Here is a 16863-nt window from a genome sequence, read left to right on the forward strand (position 1 = left end):
ACAGTCCTGCGGGTCGTCACCGTTTGATCCGCAAGGTTGTGGCTTCGCTGTCACAATCTATTTACATCTTTTGCTGCCAGCTGCGAAAAACTATCTGCAACCCGCCTCTTCTCTTCCTGCTACGCCCTGCCTCTAATGAAACAAGTTGTTAACACTTGCCGCGCCGCTGGGTGCTGCAATCCGTTTTAACCGAATCAAGAGCAAGGAGCGCCCGATGAATGCCACCTCTTCCGCTACCCACACCATCAATCCGTTAGGCACAGACGGTTTCGAGTTTGTCGAGTACACGGCCCCCGATGCCAAAGGGATTGCTGCCCTCAAGAGCCTGTTTGTGTCGCTCGGGTTTGCCGAGGTCGCCAAGCACAAACACAAGCAGTGCTGGCTCTACCGGCAGGGGGATATCAACTTTGTGGTCAATGCCGAGCCTCACTCCCAGGCGGAGCAGTTTGCCAGCCTGCACGGGCCGAGCGTTTGCGGCATGGCATTTCGGGTGAGCGATGCGGGCAAAGCCCAGCAGTACGCCATCGCCAAGGGGGCCAAGCCCTTTGTCGGCAAGATTGGCCCGATGGAGCTCAATATTCCCGCCATCTACGGTATCGGCGAGAGCACGCTCTCCTTTGTCGACCGCTATGGCGACAAGGGCTCCATCTATGACGTGGATTTTGTCTTCTACCCCGACTGGCAGTCCCGGATGGCAGAGGTGGATGCCGGTCTTATGGAGATCGATCACCTGACCCACAACGTCCATCGCGGCAATATGGATGTCTGGTCCAACTTCTATGAGCGGATCGGTAACTTCCGTGAAATTCGCTACTTCGATATCGAGGGCAAGCTGACCGGGCTGCATTCGCGCGCCATGACAGCCCCCTGCGGCAAGATCCGCATCCCCATCAACGAGTCGGCGGATGACAAGTCGCAGATCGAGGAGTACCTGCGTCAGTACAAGGGGGAGGGGATCCAGCACATCGCCATGGCCTCCAGCGATATTTACCATACCATCCGCACCCTGCGCAGCCGAGGTACCGGCTTTATGCCGACGCCCGATACCTACTACGAGAAGGTGAACAGCCGGGTCGAGGGGCATCAGGAGGATCTGGCGGCCCTCAAAGAGCTGCGCATCCTCATCGACGGCTCCCCCACCAAGGATGGCATTCTGCTGCAGATCTTCACCGATACCGTGATAGGCCCGGTCTTCTTCGAGATCATCCAGCGCAAGGGTAACGAAGGGTTTGGCGAGGGCAATTTCAAGGCGCTGTTTGAATCGATCGAGCTGGACCAGATCCGCCGTGGCGTGCTGGATGGCGCCGAGGATGAGAAGGGTGCCCGCAAAGAGGGAGCGAGCGATGCGTAACTGGATTAACTTCCCCCATCGGGAGGGGACCCACTCCCGGCAGGCCCATGCCGACCTGCCGGAACAGGCTATCTATGAGCGCGAGCTGGGGCGCAGCGGCTTTTTCGGCCCCGCCACCCACATGCACCACAAGCATGCCCCAACCGACTGGAGCAGTTGGGAGGGGCCGTTGCGGCCACGGCTGTTTGACCTCAATGCCCTGCAGGAGGAGGTGAGTTCCCTCTCCCCCTGGGTGGCCCCCGACATTCTTAGCAACCCCCACTGCCGCTATCGCATCTGGCGGCTCTCCGAGGCGATGCCGTTTCTGGTGCGCAACGCCGACGGCGACGAGCTGCTCTTTATCCACGAAGGGAGCGGCGAGTTCTTCTGCGACTACGGCCACCTGACTCTTCGCGATGGCGACTACGTGGTGATCCCCCGTGGCACCATGTGGCGCATCGAGCCGACAGCGCCCCTGTTCATCCTGATGATCGAGGCGACCAACGACAGTTACCAGCTGCCGGACAAGGGGCTGGTGGGTAATCACGCCATCTTTGACCCGGCGGCGCTGGATGTGCCTGCCATCAATGAACGCTTTTTGGCCCAGCAGGATGAGAATCCCTGGTCGCTGCAGGTCAAACGCCACGATCAGGTGTCGGTCATCACCTGGCCCTTCAACCCGCTGGATGCGCAAGGGTGGCATGGGGATTTGTGCGTGGTGCGCCTAAACTGGCGGGATATCCGCCCGCTGATGAGCCATCGCTACCATCTGCCGCCGTCGGCTCATTCGACCTTTGTGGCGAGCCGCTTCGTGATCTGTACCTTTGTGCCGCGCCCCATCGAGAGCGATCCCGGCGCCCTCAAGGTGCCCTTCTATCACAGCAACGATGATTACGACGAGGTGCTCTTCTACCACGCAGGGGATTTCTTCAGCCGGGACAATATCGAGCGGGGCATGGTCACCTTCCATCCCGCCGGTTTCACCCACGGCCCCCATCCCAAGGCGTTTGCGGCAGGGCAGGCCTATGCCAAGAAGTTCACCGACGAGGTGGCGGTGATGCTCGATACCCGCGATGCGCTGAACGTTGGCAGTCTGTGCGAAGGGATCGAGAACACCCGGTATGTCTCCAGCTGGCAGCGCCCGGACGCGGCTGCCGGCAAATAAGGAATCGCTTATGAAATTGGCAACATTGAACAATGGCAAGCGCGATGGCGCTTTGGTGGTGGTGAGCCGGGATCTGACCCGGGCGGTACGGGTGAGCGAGATTGCCCCGACTTTGCAGGCCGCTCTCGACGAGTGGGCCGAGGTTGCCCCCAGGCTGGAGGTTGTTTATCAGCAGCTTAACGAGGGCCGTGTGGCCGAGGCGTTCCCCTTTGACGAAGCGTCTTGCCTCTCTCCGCTGCCGCGTGCCTATCAGTGGGCCGATGGCAGTGCCTACGTCAACCACGTGGAGCTGGTGCGCAAGGCGCGCGGCGCCGAGATGCCGGAAAGCTTCTGGCACGATCCGCTGATGTATCAGGGGGGCTCCGACAGCTTTTTGGCTCCCCGCGGGCCGATTGTCATGGGATCGGAGGAGTGGGGGATCGATTTCGAGTCGGAAGTCGCCATCATCACCGACGACGTGCCGATGGGGGTGAGCCCGCAGGGGGCCGTTAGCCACGTCAAGCTGCTGATGCTGGTCAACGATGTGAGCCTGCGCAACCTCATTCCGGGCGAGCTGGCCAAGGGCTTTGGTTTCTTCCAGTCCAAACCGTCCAGCGCCTTCTCGCCGGTGGCCATCACCCCGGATGAGCTGGGCGATGACTGGCACGATGGCAAGGTGATGCTGCCCCTGCGCACCCATCTGAACGGCGCCCTGTTTGGCGCACCGGATGCCGGGGTGGACATGACCTTCAGCTTCTTCGAACTGATTGCCCATGCGGCCAAGACCCGTCCCCTTGGTGCCGGTTGCATCATCGGCTCGGGCACCGTCTCCAACTACGATCGCAGCGCCGGTTCATCCTGCATCGCCGAGCGCCGCATGCTGGAAATTCTTGATTGTGATCAAGCTATAACCCCCTATTTGCAGTTTGGTGATAGAGTGTCGATCGCGATGGAGGATCGCTCTGGCCAAAACCTGTTTGGCACCATATCTCAACAGGTGGTGCCAGCGAGCGGTCAGGGAGGTTGATGGCCAGCGCCGGTTGGCGGCAAGGATTTTCGGGATATGTCCGGATCACGACGAGCCCTCAACCGGTGCCGGATACACAAGGAGGCAGGTGGCGAGCACCTGCCGGGCTTCGGGCCCAGATAAGATGCAGGGACAGATTATGTTGCAGTTGTTTGGCTATTGGCGTTCGTCGGCAAGTTTTCGGGTGCGGATCGTGTTGCAGCTCAAGGGGCTCGCCTACGAGCAGCATCCCATCAATTTGCGGCAAGGCGAGCAGAGCGAGAAGGCCTATCGCCGGATCAACCCGCAAGGGCTGGTGCCGTTTCTGGTGGATGGCGATGTGCAGATCGGTCAGTCGGTCGCCATCATGGAGTACCTCGACGAGACCTATCCCGCCTACTCACTGATGCCCTCTTCCCCCGACGCGCGGGCCCGGGTGCGCCAGATCGTCAACATGATCGCCTGCGATATTCACCCGCTCAACAATCTGCGGGTGCTCAACTATCTGGAAGAGCACTTCAGGGCCAACAACGAGCAGGAGGCTCGCTGGTATCGCCACTGGATTGACGAGACCTTCACCGCCCTCGAACAGCTGTTGATGACCACCGCCGGTGTCTACTGCGTCGGCAACGAAGTGACCCTGGCCGACTGCATGCTGGTGCCCCAGGTTTACAACGCCCGCCGCTACGACATGACCCTGGACGATTACCCCACCATCCGTCGCATCGTCGCCAACTGCGAGCAGTTGCAAGCCTTTATCAAGGCCACCCCCGCCAACCAGCCGGACGCGCAGTGACCTACTGACTTGAATCGCGGGATGGCATCAACACGCCATCCCACGCGTCACATCTCCTCATCTCTCTATTCCCCTCTCTGTGCGCTTTTTGTTCTTCGTGTTGACGGCTGAATGTCGCCAATAATCCTTCGCTTGTCACACTTATCAACATTTTGCATCGATTGAGTCTCTGTTGTTGGTGTTTTGGGCTGCTAGTCACACTCAAGTCAGTTGATTGGGCCTAGTATCGCCACGCCAGCGGGACAACGGAAAGCAGAGATGCGAACAGGTCGTCTATCAGGGGGCCTTGGCTACCTCTCTGGTTTCCACGGTTTATCCGCACTGCTTTTTACGTGTTTACGGTTTGATGGCCCGCACTGCCCGGCCCGTGTCACCACGCAGATCCCTTGTGACAGCGGCAGGTTGACTGGCGAGCCACCGCTTATTTGCAACCACTCTGTGCAACAAGGAGATCTCATGCATTCCTTCAAAAAGTGCGTCGTCGCACTCTCCATCAACCTTGCTCTCTTCTCGTCGGCGTTCGCCTGTACCACCTTGCTGGTCGGCAGTGAAGCCAGCGCCGATGGCTCCATGATGGTGGCCCGCAGCGCCGACAGCGATGCCCTGAAAGCCCAGCATTTCGTAATCCATCCGGCCATGCAGGGGCAGAGCGGTATGTACAGCTCCAAGGCTCACAACGGTGCCAATGATTTCAGCTATCCCTTGCCGAAAAACTCCCTGCGCTATACCACGGTACCGAACTGGAAGACCCAGCTGCACGGCGCCACCGGGTTCAATGAGAAGGGGGTCGGGGTGAGCGGCACCGAGTCCATTTTTGCCTCACCCGAAGCGCTTGCCTTCGACCCCTATGTGGAAGAAAAGGGGATTACCGAAGACGACATTCCCGATGTGCTGCTCTCCCGGTCTACGTCGGCACGCGAGGCGGTCGCCTTGCTTGGCAACATCATCGAAACCATAGGTGCAGGAGAGGGATTTGGCGTCGCCGTGGTGGATGATACCGAGCTCTGGTATCTGGAGACCGCCACTGGCCATCACTGGATGGCGCAGCGTCTGCCGAAAAATCACTATTTTGCTACCGGCAATCAGGGCCGCTTGCAGCAGTACGATCCCGCCAGTGCCGACATGATGGGATCGAAGAATCTGATCAAATTTGCCACCGAGAAGGGGCTCTACCATCCGCAAAAGGATGGGGCGTTCAACTTCTCGAAAGCCTATACCCGCGATGACGAGCGGGACCGCACCTATAACGATCCGCGGGTCTGGACCATCCAGCAGATGTTCAACCCCTCGCTCAAGCAGGCGGTGGATGCCGGTCGTCAGTTCCCGGTCACCCTCGCCCCCGAGAAGAAGATGACGCTGGAGGAGGTCAAGGCGGTGCTGCGCAATCACTATGACGGCACCGAGCATGATCCCTACAGCAAGGGGTTGAACGGTCAGGAGCCGTGGCGCCCTGTCAGTGTGTTCCGCACCTACGAGTCCCACGTGATGCAGGTACGCCCCTGGATGCCGCGTGAGGTGGGGGAGGTGACCTATGTGGGCCTCGGCATGGCAGATCTGACCGCCTTCGTTCCCTACTACAGCGGTCTGGAAGCCTATCCGGCGCACTATGCCATGGGTAGCGGCAAGGCCGACAGCGACTCCATCTACTGGAAATATCGCAAGCTGCAGACCCTGATAATGACCGATTACCCCAAATTGGCCCCCATAGTGAAGCAGGCTTACCAGAGCTGGGAGGCGAAGATTGCCAAAGAGCAGAAAGAGATGGAAGCCAACTATCTGAAAACGGTCAAAACCGACAAGGCCGCCGCCAACAGCATGCTCAACGACTTCAATCTGCGGGTGATGAAGGAGGCCGAAATGCTGACCGACGATCTCACCAACCAGATCTTCACGGTGCGCACCCAAGATATTCAGACCGATATTTTCTTCGCCAACAAAGCGAAAAAGGACTGATTGCACCCCATGATGTGGTGGGGCGGCAGAGCGTGTCGTCATCCATGTCTTGAGTATGGTGATCTTCTCACTGTCACCTTTGTTATCAGAAGACGACATAACGAAAAGCCTTCACGGGAGTGAAGGCTTTTTTGCAGAGTGTGTTCAGATGAGCACGACGAAGCCTGTCTGGCTAAAAACGGTACTCGATATGGAGGGTATGGCTGTCCAGCCCCGGGTTCTTGTCATACATATAGGCGTTGGACATGTGCTCATACTGATAGCCGATCAGCCAATTCTTGGTGATGGCGTAACCGAGGCCGATACCCAGAGCGAACTGCAAGGGACCGCCGTAATCCTTGTAGCCGTGGCCGCGGGTGCCAAATTGATACTGATCGAGCCAGACCATTTCGCCGGGGATCCAGGTCACCCAGTTACCCCATTGGCATTCGATACGGGCACCGCCTCCCAGTCTTGCTGTCTCTTCATCTTCTACCTTGAGGGTACCGCCACGCACTCCCAATCCAAATTGACAGGCCGAGTCTCCCCAGCGCCAGAACATGTGGTGAAACTTGGCATCGGCGATCTTGATGTCGAGCTTTTCATTGCTGAACGCCTTGCCCAGCTGCAGGGCAAGAATATTGTCATTGGCCACGGCCCCTGCGCTGGTGAACAGTGAAACCAGCAGGCCAATCCTTGATAGAGTGTTAGCGTCCATGCCCCCTCCAATGTCGTTGAGACCCTGTGGTGCCGATTCAATCGGACACATATCAGGCATAGTCAACAGGCAATAACCCTGTCAATCACGGCCAGAAAAACTAAAAAAAACCATGTTGGCGAATAAATGGTCTATCGCTTTTATGTTCTCAATAACGGGGGAAAAATGGAGTCTGGCTGAACGTTATTTGAACAGTTTGTTATGTGTGATGTTAATGGTGGTCACTTTTCAGGCAATGGCTGAGTGGATTGATGGGGATATCAGAGAGGTTGCCGAACTCGAATAAAGTATTGCCAACCATATTTCGATTGAAACTTCAATGGATGTAACTCACAAAAAATTAATTTCTTTTTGGAGGGGCGAGGGATAATTAAGAAATTTCTAAATTAATCTTGCTTGTCGTCAAAAATATTTACACCGTACGAATACATTTATTACCAATGCTGCTTTGAGCGTAAATCTTTTAAAAACAGAGTCTTGTGTCCCTCCTTGTCGTGTGAAGAATGCAGGTGAGTTTTTTGAGTGTTGACCCAATTGTGGCTAATTGATAGCATTCGAAAAAAATGAGAATAAGTATGATATACGTCACATTGTGACGTTCTCATGCACGGGATGGGTGCTTACATTGTAATCAATTTCTGTCTGCTTTTTGAGCTGGCAGTCCTCGTTATTTTCCCTCCTGTTTTAGTTTTACATCCATTTTGTCTGTTTTTTGTCCGGGAAGATGTCGTTGCCGTGCGGTAGCTATGGCAAAAAAACAGTGTTTCGCATCAACATCGCTACATCTTTACAGCAATTGAGCCGCATTGCTCATTTTAGGGCTCATGCCTACTCCTGATGAGACTATTGCTGTTCTGTCTGAGATCCATCATATATCGTGCCTTGCTCGATTCACTCAGAACATTCTGAAATGTGTGCTGTAAATGGTAATTTTTTGAGCAAACTGCTCTTGTTCAGACTGCCTGGTATCGTTTCGCAGTCTCGGCAGATTGTCTGTTGATGAGGAACTCAAAATCCGCTTTTGCAGTTGCAGGGCTGGGGATGAACAGCCACATGTCAGTTCGTTTTTTGGTCATGAAAGATAATGAGTCGATCGGCAATAGCGTTGCCAGACCATAAGGCGACCTGGCTTTAACAGATCAACACTTGACTCCATGGGAAATATTGACACATGAATTTTGCAACCCGGTTATTGGCCATATCGTTAGCCATACAAGTTGGTGGCTGTGCATATGAGCCAAAGCAGGTAGAAGCGTCTCGTCCTCTCGTCAACCCGTCTGTTGCTACCGAATTGTATGCCATGCCTCCCGATCTGCAGCAGGCGCTGAATACACTGCCACAAGGCGCTGCATTCAGTAGAAACAATGTTACCTATACCCTGGGGCAACGCTATGTTTCGGCTCTTGGTCTTGAGTGCGTTGAGTTGTTGTTTAACAGCATGCAAGGCCATTCGCAAAGGCGCGCGGCATGCAAGACTGAAGAACAATGGTATCTGATACCTCAACTGGAACAGACCTCTGTCAGCAACCTTCTTGCTGAGCAATAAAATGAAGGCACATGTTTTGAACAAAATGAAAATTTATCAGCTCGGCACACTTCTGTTTCTCATCAGTACATCCTGCGCAACCATGGCCATTGCCGCCCCGGATTTAGCGCAAGCAAATGGATCATCATTTGGTTACACCCTTTCAGGAAAGGCTGCTGAAAACACCGGCACCCAGCTTGGTGGTCAAGCAGCACTGAGTGGGCAGGCCAACACAAGTTCAACGACCGGGAGTTTTACTCAACAGAATCGTCAAGGGATGTTGTTACCCGGTGAGGCAGATGTACGTAAATTACTGCCCCTGGCAGAGGCTGGATTACCTCCTCCCTATGGCGCCAATCTGTTTGCCGGTGGCTATGAGACCGAACGCAGCGATGGCTTGAATGACAATTATCTGATAGCGCCAGGGGACAAGCTTAATATCTGGATCTGGGGTGCCGTCAATTTTTCAAATGTAGTGACGGTAGATAATCAGGGCAATATTTTCATCCCTGATGTCGGCCCGATAAATGTCAAGAATGTACCTGCCAGCCAGGTCAATAATCTGGTGACCAGCAGGATTGGCGATGTTTTTACAAATAATGTCAATATCTACGTCAACCTGCTGACAACAACTCCCGTGAGTGTGTTTGTCACTGGCCCGGTAATACGGCCAGGCCAGTATGCGGGTCAATCCTCTGACAGTGTGCTCTATTTTCTAAAGCGGGCTGGGGGGATCGACTCGGAGCGCGGCAGCTATCGTCAAATAAAGGTATTACGCCAGAATCAGGTCATCCAAAAAATCGATCTGTATGAATTCATGCAGCAGGGCAAAATGCCCAAGCTCTCTTTTAAAGATCAGGATGTCATCCTGGTAGAGCCACAGGGCCCGATGATAAATGTCGCAGGCAAGGTTCGTAATCCCTTCCGTTTCGAATTGACTCAGCGCAATACGCTAGGCTCGGAGCTGGTCAACTATGCACTGCCGCTTGCCAAGGTGAGCCATGTCGGGGTGATAGGTGACCGTCCAAGTGGTCCATTCTCCATCTATTTACCTTACAAGGATTTTGCCAGCCTCCAGCTTAAGGATGGTGACAAAGTCTTGTTCAATGATGACATGCATGCACAGGTTTATGATGTGCAGGTCGCAGGTAGCTATATGGGGCCCTCATATTTCACTGTGCGCAAGCAGACCAAGCTGCATGAGCTGCTCAACCATATTCCCATTGACCCACAGCTTGCCGATTACCAATCCATCTACCTGATGCGCAAGAGTGTCGCTGCGCGGCAAAAAGAGATGTTGGAAGAGTCGCTCAACCGGTTGGAGCGCAGTGTGTTTACTGCTCCTGCCAGCTCGGATGGTGAAGCGTCGATCCGTGCCAAAGAGGCAGAACTGGTGATGCGCTTTGTCGAAAAGGCCAGAAAAATCCAGCCTCTTGGCAAGGTGGTGGTCGCAGACAAGGGGATTGTCGCGAACATTCAGTTGGAACAGGGTGACCAGATTGTCATACCGAACAGAACGGACCTGATTCAGGTCGGTGGGGAAGTCTTGATGCCACAGGCTGTGGTTTATAACGCCAATGCGACTCTCGATGACTATGTGGCCTGGGCGGGTGGATTCACCGAGCGTGCGAATGACCAGCGGATTGCCGTGGTTCATGCCAACGGATTGGTGGAGTTTAAAGATAAGGGGAGTGTCCAGCCCGGTGATCAGATTTTGGTGTTGCCCAAGGTTGACAGCAAAACCATGCAATCGGTCAAGGATATTACCCAAATCATTTATCAGATCGCCGTGGCTGCTAACGTAGCAATTAACTAAGCCGCTTCTTGCTGTAAAAATGCAGACTCGCCAATGGGCGAGTCTGCTATGGGTAAAGCGAACTAATGAATAAACCGATTCTTAATCAAACGCCACGCACATCCTTGCAGGTGTTGCGAGATGTTGTCTTTGGCCTGCTTATTCGTGAGCTTAAAACCCGATTTGGTAGTTACCGGTTGGGCTATGCCTGGGCTCTGCTTGAACCGCTTTTGATGATCGGTTTTTTTAGCCTTCTTTTTGGCTTGCGTAGCCATAGCGGTTTCGGCGGTGTATCTGCGCAAGTTTTTATTACGGCAGGTTATCTACCCTTCATGTTTTTCAATAAGGTCGTTAATCAGCTGAAGTTGTCTGTTAACGCTAATATGGGGTTGTTTTGTTACCGTCAGGTCACCCCATTTTCAACCTTCATCGCTCGTTTTATGCTCGAAAGCATGGTAGGCATGATTGTGGGAGTGATCTTGGTGCTGGGTCTGCTCTGGTTTGGCTTTGATGCCATCCCAGCAGATCCGCTTAAGGTCATCGTGGCCTATTTGTTGCTGATGGTATTTTCGTTTTCCCTCGGCGTTGTTTTTTGTGTGATCTGCAACCTGATGCAAGAGGCCGACAAATTTCTCGGCCTGCTGATGATGCCATTGATGTTTATCTCTTGCGTCATGTTCCCGCTGGCCACCATTCCGGCCCAATATCGGCACTGGTTTTTATGGAATCCGCTGGTGCATGCCATTGAGCTTATCCGCAGTGGCTGGATTGCCGGCTATAGCAGCCCATATGTTAGTTGGGAGTATCTGGCGGCTGTCACCTTGATACTGCTCACCTTCGCCATGAGTTGCTATCGGTTAAGCCATCGTCGCTTGATTGCCAGTTAAAGTGAGCTCCGATGATCGTTCTTGATTCTGTTACCAAGTATTACCCGACCAAATTTGGCCGCAACTATGTACTGCACGATGTCTCGCTCACCCTGCCTCGGGATCGAAATATCGGTATTCTGGGGGTCAATGGGGCAGGCAAGTCAACGCTGCTACGTCTGCTTGGGGGCATGGATATGCCCAACCGTGGCAAGGTGAGCCGGCATTGCCGGGTCTCCTGGCCACTGGCATTGGGGGGAGGCTTTCAGGGCAGCATGACGGGTCGTGAAAATACCCGTTTTGTCTGCCGTATTCATGGGGTACGCGAGACGGCTGCTGTGGAAGAGTGGGTCAAGGAGTTCTCGGAAATCGGTCAGCATTTCGAGCTGCCAATCAAGGGATACTCCAGTGGTATGCGCTCCAAATTTTCCTTTGCGGTTAGCATGGCGTTTGATTTCGATATCTATCTGACTGACGAAATCACCTCGGTGGGGGATGCGCGCTTTAAGCAGAAGTGTATCGATGTATTTAACAAAAAGCGTGAGACTGCCAGCCTGATTATGGTGTCGCACGATATGAATAATCTGCGTCAGCAGTGTGATATGGGAATTTTATTGCGCAATGGTCAACTGGAAGTGTTCGACAACATCGAAGATGCCATCCGTATTTATCAGAAATTATAAAAGCCATTTAAAATATGACTCATCCTATTCCAGCTAATAAACAACCACGTCTTTTGCGAAAACTGCGCAAACTTGGCAATCAGCCCAAACGTTTCTTTATTGACTCAAGTGGTTATAAGTTGGCTCATCGTTCCTGGCAGCAAAGCCTGAAACTGGGCAGTTTTTTATGGGTGGTGGCCTGTTTTGTAGTGGCATCACTCTATTTTGGCGGGATTGCTTCAGACCGTTATGTCAGCCGCAGCGAAATCATCATCAAGCAGGCCGACCAGATCAAAATGTTGCCCGATGCCCTGTCTATGTTGGGGCTGGGTGGTAACAATCATCAGGACGTATTGTTGGTACAAGACTATCTACGCTCTTGGGATCTGCTGGCCAAGCTGGATCGCGAATTGGCGCTTAAAGCACACTACCAAAGTCATGATGCCGACTTCTTCTCCCGTTTATCGGGGGAGGCGACCCGCGAAGAGTTTCTTGAATATTACCGTGATCACCTGAACTTGCGTCTTGATGAACTCTCCGGGGTATTAACTATCGAACTCCAGGCTTTTGATCCCGTATATGGTCAGCAGGTAGTTAGCATGATGCTGAAAGAGGCGGAAGGTTTTATCAACAAGCTGGGCCACCAGGTCGCCATGGATCAGCTTGCGTTTGTCGAGCAAGAGGTTAACCGTTCCCATCAACGCTTGCAGGCAGAGAAAGCCAAGGTACTGGCGTTTCAAAATAGCCATCAGCTAATCAGCCCGGAATCGACCAGCACTGCACGCCTTGGTGTGGTCAGTGAAATTGAAGCCGAGCTGGTGCGCCAGCAGGCAGAACTGAAGCAATTGCGCAGTTATATGAAAGAGAGCGCACCAGGGGTGGTATCGGTGCAAAGTCGTGTTGATGCGTTAAGCAAGCAACTGAAACAGGAAAAGGCGAAATTGACCACCAATGATGCCGGTGCTGGCACTCAGGTGGCACCTGAGGCAATGAACGAAATCACTGCCCAATATATGGATCTGAAAACCCAAGCCACTCTGGCTGCTGATCTCTACAAGACGGGCCTTATCAGTTTGGAGCAAGCCCGCGTTGAGGCATATCGCAAGCTGAAACACCTGCTGGTCGTGACGAAGCCAACCTTGGCGGAAGAAGCCGAATATCCACGCCGCTTGTATAACCTGGTCACGATTGGTGTTCTGCTTTGCCTCTTCTATGGCCTGATTATTATGGGGCTGGCGACCTTGCGTGAACACCAGGATTGATAAGGTGATGCAAGATAGGTCAGATCTCTATTCTTGGCAGATGAGAATATCATCTGCCAAAGAGATACGTTGAGGAATGAGGTCTGCCTGTCAGAATATAGCCAAGTGACTATTTTATAAAAATTTATTGGTTTTTTGATAAAAACCAGCATGCTGTTCATATTCCACACTATATAGACAATAGGTGGTTGTGATTTTTACTGGATTATATATGTGGATCAATTTCTTTGGGCAATAATCAACGACCATGTATTGCTTTAGTGGCCGACCAGTTTACTACATTCAGTTTGGCTCCAGACGCAGATTTAATTCAAATAACACCGATAGATTGGCAATGGAAGTTAAGATTTTACAAACCTGACTTTTTATTTGTCGAATCAGCCTGGCGTGGTTATAAGGATAGTTGGAAAGGGAAAATAGCCAGCTATGCCCATAGTTCGCCCAATAAACCAGAGCTGCGGAGGTTGCTGGAATTCTGCCAAAAGCGGAAAATCACAACAATTTTCTGGAACAAAGAGGATCCGTTTCACTTCGAACGCTTTGCTGATGCGGCCGCGTTGTTTGATGTGGTCTACACCACGGATTCCGGCTCACTGGAGCGCTATCATGCGCTCCCCCATCAGCGTTTTCAGCATGTAGGTGTGCTGATGTTTGCTGCCCAGCCACGCTGGTATCAACCTGCAGAGAATGGGGGGAGGGGTCAGGAGGTCGCATTTCTGGGGGGCTATTATGGTAACGAACTGGCTGAGCGAAGCAGGGTTCAGGAGGATATTCTTCTGGCATTGCGAGATAAGAATCTGATTATTTTTGACCGGTTTTGGCAGAAGGGAAATGGCTGCAGCTATCCTGAGCAACTACAACCTTACTGTAAACCTGCGATCACTCAAATGTCGGTTGCCAAGGCATATCAGCAATATCAAATATATTTAAACTTCAATACGATTAGTCAATCTTCAACCATGCTATCCCGTCGGGTGTTTGAATTGGCCGCTGCTGGCTGCCCTATTATCAGCACCCCTTCGATCGCCATGGATAACATTTTTGGCAAGAGCATTGTCGCAGTGCAGGATGGTGCTGCGGCGCGCGAATGGTGTGCACAATTACAAAAAAACGTTCGACTAAGAGACGAATTGGGTCAAAACGCGATGGAAATCGTGCTGGCCCAACACACCTGGCAACACAGGCTGACACAGCTCAACAGTGAACTCAGTCTTTATTAGTTAATTTCGGATAGATAAAACCAATTAGCTCACACGGGAGTGATTATTATGCCAATTAAGGCGCAGCGAGTATTGATCGTTTTTGGTACCAGACCGGAAGCCATCAAGATGGCCCCTATCGTCAAGGCTTTCCAGGCCAATCGCAAGGTTGATGTGCGGGTCTGTGTGACCGGGCAACACCGGGAGATGCTGGATCAGGTTCTCAACCTGTTCGAAATTGAACCGGAATATGATCTCAACATCATGAAGCCGGGCCAGGATCTGACCGATGTCACGACCGCCATCTTGCAGGGGCTCAAACCCGTTTTTGCCGAGTTCAAACCGGACCGCATTCTGGTGCACGGTGACACGGCTACGTCGTTTGCGGCGACACTGGCCGCCTACTACCACCGTATCGCGGTTGGCCATGTTGAAGCAGGGCTGCGCACCGGCAACATCTACTCTCCCTGGCCGGAAGAGGGGATGCGTCGTTTGACTGGCGGCATCGCCGATCAACACTACACCCCGACGATCAGCTCGCTGAAAAACCTCATCATGGAGAACATCGCTCCGGAGACCATCTTCGTCACCGGTAACTCGGTGATCGACGCCTTGATTGAGGTTTCCCAACGGATTGATAAAAACCTTGGCATGAAGGCTGAACTGGCCGCGCGCTTCCCTTTCCTCGACAAGAGCAAGAAGCTGATCCTGGTCACCGGCCATCGCCGCGAAAACCATGGCGATGGCTTTGAGCGGATCTGCAAGGCGCTCTCCGTACTGGCCCAGCGTGATGATGTGCAAATCGTTTATCCGGTGCACCTCAACCCCAATGTACAAGAGCCGGTCAACCGCAACCTCAAGGGTCTCGACAATGTACATCTGATCGAGCCGCAAGATTACCTGCCGTTCGTCTATCTGATGAAGCAGAGCTACCTGATCCTGACCGACTCGGGCGGTATTCAGGAAGAGGCGCCCACCTTGGGCAAACCGGTGCTGTGCATGCGAGATACCACAGAGCGTCCTGCTGCCGTCAAGGCCGGAACAGTTCGTCTGGTGGGGACCTGTGACGAGACTATCGTTGCAGAAACCGTTCGCCTGCTGGATGACGAGCTGGCCTACCAGGTGATGAGCCATGCCAACAACCCCTATGGGGATGGCAGAACCAGTCAACGCATCGTTGAGGCTGTCATTGGCCTGAGCGGCGCCCTCGGCCAGCAGATTGACAGCAGCCTGCAAGTGGCCTGATTTACAGATTACATAACTGTCCTTGGGGGCATATTGCCCCCAGTTTTACTTTTGAGAGCACAAGATAATGAAATTCGAAACCATCTCCGTCGTTGGTCTGGGTTATATCGGTTTGCCAACAGCAGCAGTCATCGCCAGCAACGGCATTCGGGTTATCGGTGTCGATGTGAACCAGCATGCGGTAGACACCATCAATCAGGGCAAGATCCATATCGTGGAACCGGGCCTGGAAGATCTGGTCAAGCAAGCGGTGCAGGATGGCCACCTGAGCGCACACACCAGCCCGCAGAAGGCGGATGCCTTCCTAATTGCTGTGCCGACCCCGTTCAAGGGTGAAGATCACGAACCGGATCTGAAATATATCGAGAGTGCTTCCCGTGCCCTGGCGCCTATGCTGGAAAAAGGCAATCTGGTGGTACTGGAGTCCACTTCTCCGGTGGGGGCCACCGAACAGATGGCCAAATGGCTGGCCGAAGAGCGCAGCGATCTGACCTTCCCGCACACTGTGGCAGAAGGCCAGACCCCTGACATCTTTGTTGCCCACTGCCCGGAGCGCGTGTTGCCCGGTCAGGTGATCCGCGAGCTGGTGGAGAACGATCGCATCATCGGTGGCATGGACAAGGCCAGTACCGAAGCCGCCACTCAGGTCTACAAGATGTTTGTCAAGAAGGGTGAGTGCATTGCCACCGAAGCGCGCACCGCCGAGATGAGCAAGCTGACCGAGAACGCTTTCCGTGATGTCAATATCGCCTTTGCCAACGAACTGTCGCTGATCTGTGACCAGCAGGGCATCAATGTGTGGGAGCTGATCTCCCTTGCCAACCGTCACCCGCGAGTCAACATCTTGCAGCCGGGTTGCGGCGTGGGTGGCCACTGTATCGCAGTCGATCCCTGGTTTATCGTCAACCAGAATCCTGACACGGCCAAAATCATCCACCAGGCTCGCCTGGTCAACGACTACAAGCCGCACTATGTGGTGGAGCAGGTAGAAAAAGCTGTTGCCGGTCTGAGCAACCCGAAAATTGCCTGTCTGGGTCTGGCCTTCAAGCCGGATATCGATGATCTGCGTGAGAGCCCGGCGCTGGATATCACCAAGACCCTGGCTAATAACCCGGCATATCAGATCCTGGCAGTTGAGCCCAATATCGAAGCTCTGCCGCCGGTACTGGAAAACCGCAATAATGTTAAGCTGGCCTCTTTGTCTGATGCGTTGCAACATGCCGATATGATTGTGATATTGGTAAAACACAAAGAATTCCTTGGTCTCAACCGTAGCGATGCGGTCAAGAACCAATTGCTTGACTTTGTTAACGCAGCTCAATAATCCACTTGTAAACAGTGGCTGGATTAGTCCGGCCACTGTGTGAAAAAAAGAACTCTGAT

General features: G+C 53.3%; 14 protein-coding genes. 13 read left to right on the top strand and 1 reads right to left on the bottom strand.

Translation table 11 applies throughout. From position 1 onward, the window contains the following. Positions 1–214 precede the first annotated feature (214 nt). The 5 genes from hppD (at position 215) to G5229_RS11420 (ending at position 6229) form a co-directional block, all read left to right on the top strand. Positions 215–1351 carry a 4-hydroxyphenylpyruvate dioxygenase gene (gene hppD / locus G5229_RS11400; protein WP_421209131.1) on the top strand — a complete coding sequence of 379 codons (1137 nt, stop codon included), beginning with the start codon at positions 215–217 and terminating at the stop codon, positions 1349–1351. Continuing rightward, entirely contained in the window at positions 1344–2495 is a 1152-nt protein-coding gene (locus G5229_RS11405) for a homogentisate 1,2-dioxygenase (RefSeq protein ID WP_110302312.1), read from the top strand. Before hppD ends, G5229_RS11405 begins: the two co-directional genes overlap by 8 nt. Positions 2496–2505: 10 nt before the next feature. Further along, positions 2506–3501, top strand: coding sequence for a fumarylacetoacetate hydrolase family protein (locus G5229_RS11410; RefSeq protein ID WP_245132399.1), 996 nt, complete (start codon positions 2506–2508; stop codon positions 3499–3501). Between the two features lie 139 nt (positions 3502–3640). Continuing rightward, positions 3641–4276: a maleylacetoacetate isomerase gene (maiA, locus tag G5229_RS11415; RefSeq protein WP_421209132.1), complete on the top strand. Its 636-nt coding sequence runs from the start codon at positions 3641–3643 to the stop codon at positions 4274–4276. Between the two features lie 456 nt (positions 4277–4732). After that, complete coding sequence (locus G5229_RS11420) at positions 4733–6229, top strand: C69 family dipeptidase (RefSeq protein WP_421209133.1); 1497 nt, start codon at positions 4733–4735, stop codon at positions 6227–6229. 172 nt (positions 6230–6401) lie between these two features. On the opposite strand, the gene G5229_RS11425 is transcribed toward G5229_RS11420, so the two are convergent. Next, positions 6402–6926 (bottom strand): acyloxyacyl hydrolase, encoded by a 525-nt coding sequence (locus G5229_RS11425; RefSeq protein WP_201996469.1) that lies wholly within the window; start codon positions 6924–6926, stop codon positions 6402–6404. 1171 nt (positions 6927–8097) lie between these two features. Between G5229_RS11425 and G5229_RS11430 the strand changes: the two genes are divergently transcribed. The 8 genes from G5229_RS11430 (at position 8098) to wecC (ending at position 16804) form a co-directional block, all read left to right on the top strand. Further along, the gene (locus G5229_RS11430) at positions 8098–8472 is read left to right on the top strand and encodes a hypothetical protein (protein WP_201996467.1); all 375 of its coding nucleotides are present in this window, start codon (positions 8098–8100) and stop codon (positions 8470–8472) included. Continuing rightward, positions 8459–10267: a polysaccharide biosynthesis/export family protein gene (locus G5229_RS11435; protein WP_254204258.1), complete on the top strand. Its 1809-nt coding sequence runs from the start codon at positions 8459–8461 to the stop codon at positions 10265–10267. The genes G5229_RS11430 and G5229_RS11435 overlap by 14 nt, the downstream gene beginning before the upstream one ends. A gap of 65 nt (positions 10268–10332) precedes the next feature. Further along, positions 10333–11133, top strand: coding sequence for an ABC transporter permease (locus G5229_RS11440; RefSeq protein ID WP_421209134.1), 801 nt, complete (start codon positions 10333–10335; stop codon positions 11131–11133). Positions 11134–11144: 11 nt separating this feature from the next. Continuing rightward, the gene (locus tag G5229_RS11445) at positions 11145–11795 is read left to right on the top strand and encodes an ABC transporter ATP-binding protein (RefSeq protein ID WP_421209135.1); all 651 of its coding nucleotides are present in this window, start codon (positions 11145–11147) and stop codon (positions 11793–11795) included. 14 nt (positions 11796–11809) lie between these two features. Further along, positions 11810–13036 carry a sugar transporter gene (locus tag G5229_RS11450; RefSeq protein WP_421209136.1) on the top strand — a complete coding sequence of 409 codons (1227 nt, stop codon included), beginning with the start codon at positions 11810–11812 and terminating at the stop codon, positions 13034–13036. A 227-nt stretch (positions 13037–13263) separates the two neighbouring features. Continuing rightward, the gene (locus G5229_RS11455) at positions 13264–14256 is read left to right on the top strand and encodes a CgeB family protein (RefSeq protein ID WP_421209137.1); all 993 of its coding nucleotides are present in this window, start codon (positions 13264–13266) and stop codon (positions 14254–14256) included. A gap of 48 nt (positions 14257–14304) precedes the next feature. Next, a complete protein-coding gene (wecB, locus tag G5229_RS11460; protein WP_227342487.1) occupies positions 14305–15480 on the top strand; it encodes a non-hydrolyzing UDP-N-acetylglucosamine 2-epimerase in 1176 nt (391 codons plus the stop codon). Between the two features lie 67 nt (positions 15481–15547). Further along, positions 15548–16804 (top strand): UDP-N-acetyl-D-mannosamine dehydrogenase, encoded by a 1257-nt coding sequence (gene wecC / locus G5229_RS11465; RefSeq protein ID WP_421209138.1) that lies wholly within the window; start codon positions 15548–15550, stop codon positions 16802–16804. The last annotated feature ends 59 nt before the right edge of the window (positions 16805–16863 follow it).

The organism is Aeromonas sp. 602396 (assembly GCF_049173735.1).
GTDB lineage: Bacteria > Pseudomonadota > Gammaproteobacteria > Enterobacterales > Aeromonadaceae > Aeromonas > Aeromonas veronii_A.

What these genes read in the sequence shown, in the direction of transcription:
- G5229_RS11420 (WP_421209133.1), top strand. Translation starts at nt 4,733, where the DNA reads ATGCATTCCTTCAAAAAGTGCGTCGTCGCACTCTCCATCAACCTTGCT.
- G5229_RS11445 (WP_421209135.1), top strand. Translation starts at nt 11,145, where the DNA reads ATGATCGTTCTTGATTCTGTTACCAAGTATTACCCGACCAAATTTGGC.
- wecB (WP_227342487.1), top strand. Translation starts at nt 14,305, where the DNA reads ATGCCAATTAAGGCGCAGCGAGTATTGATCGTTTTTGGTACCAGACCG.
- G5229_RS11425 (WP_201996469.1), bottom strand. Translation starts at nt 6,926, where the DNA reads ATGGACGCTAACACTCTATCAAGGATTGGCCTGCTGGTTTCACTGTTC.
- G5229_RS11440 (WP_421209134.1), top strand. Translation starts at nt 10,333, where the DNA reads ATGAATAAACCGATTCTTAATCAAACGCCACGCACATCCTTGCAGGTG.
- hppD (WP_421209131.1), top strand. Translation starts at nt 215, where the DNA reads ATGAATGCCACCTCTTCCGCTACCCACACCATCAATCCGTTAGGCACA.
- G5229_RS11450 (WP_421209136.1), top strand. Translation starts at nt 11,810, where the DNA reads ATGACTCATCCTATTCCAGCTAATAAACAACCACGTCTTTTGCGAAAA.
- G5229_RS11430 (WP_201996467.1), top strand. Translation starts at nt 8,098, where the DNA reads ATGAATTTTGCAACCCGGTTATTGGCCATATCGTTAGCCATACAAGTT.
- wecC (WP_421209138.1), top strand. Translation starts at nt 15,548, where the DNA reads ATGAAATTCGAAACCATCTCCGTCGTTGGTCTGGGTTATATCGGTTTG.
- maiA (WP_421209132.1), top strand. Translation starts at nt 3,641, where the DNA reads ATGTTGCAGTTGTTTGGCTATTGGCGTTCGTCGGCAAGTTTTCGGGTG.
- G5229_RS11405 (WP_110302312.1), top strand. Translation starts at nt 1,344, where the DNA reads ATGCGTAACTGGATTAACTTCCCCCATCGGGAGGGGACCCACTCCCGG.
- G5229_RS11410 (WP_245132399.1), top strand. Translation starts at nt 2,506, where the DNA reads ATGAAATTGGCAACATTGAACAATGGCAAGCGCGATGGCGCTTTGGTG.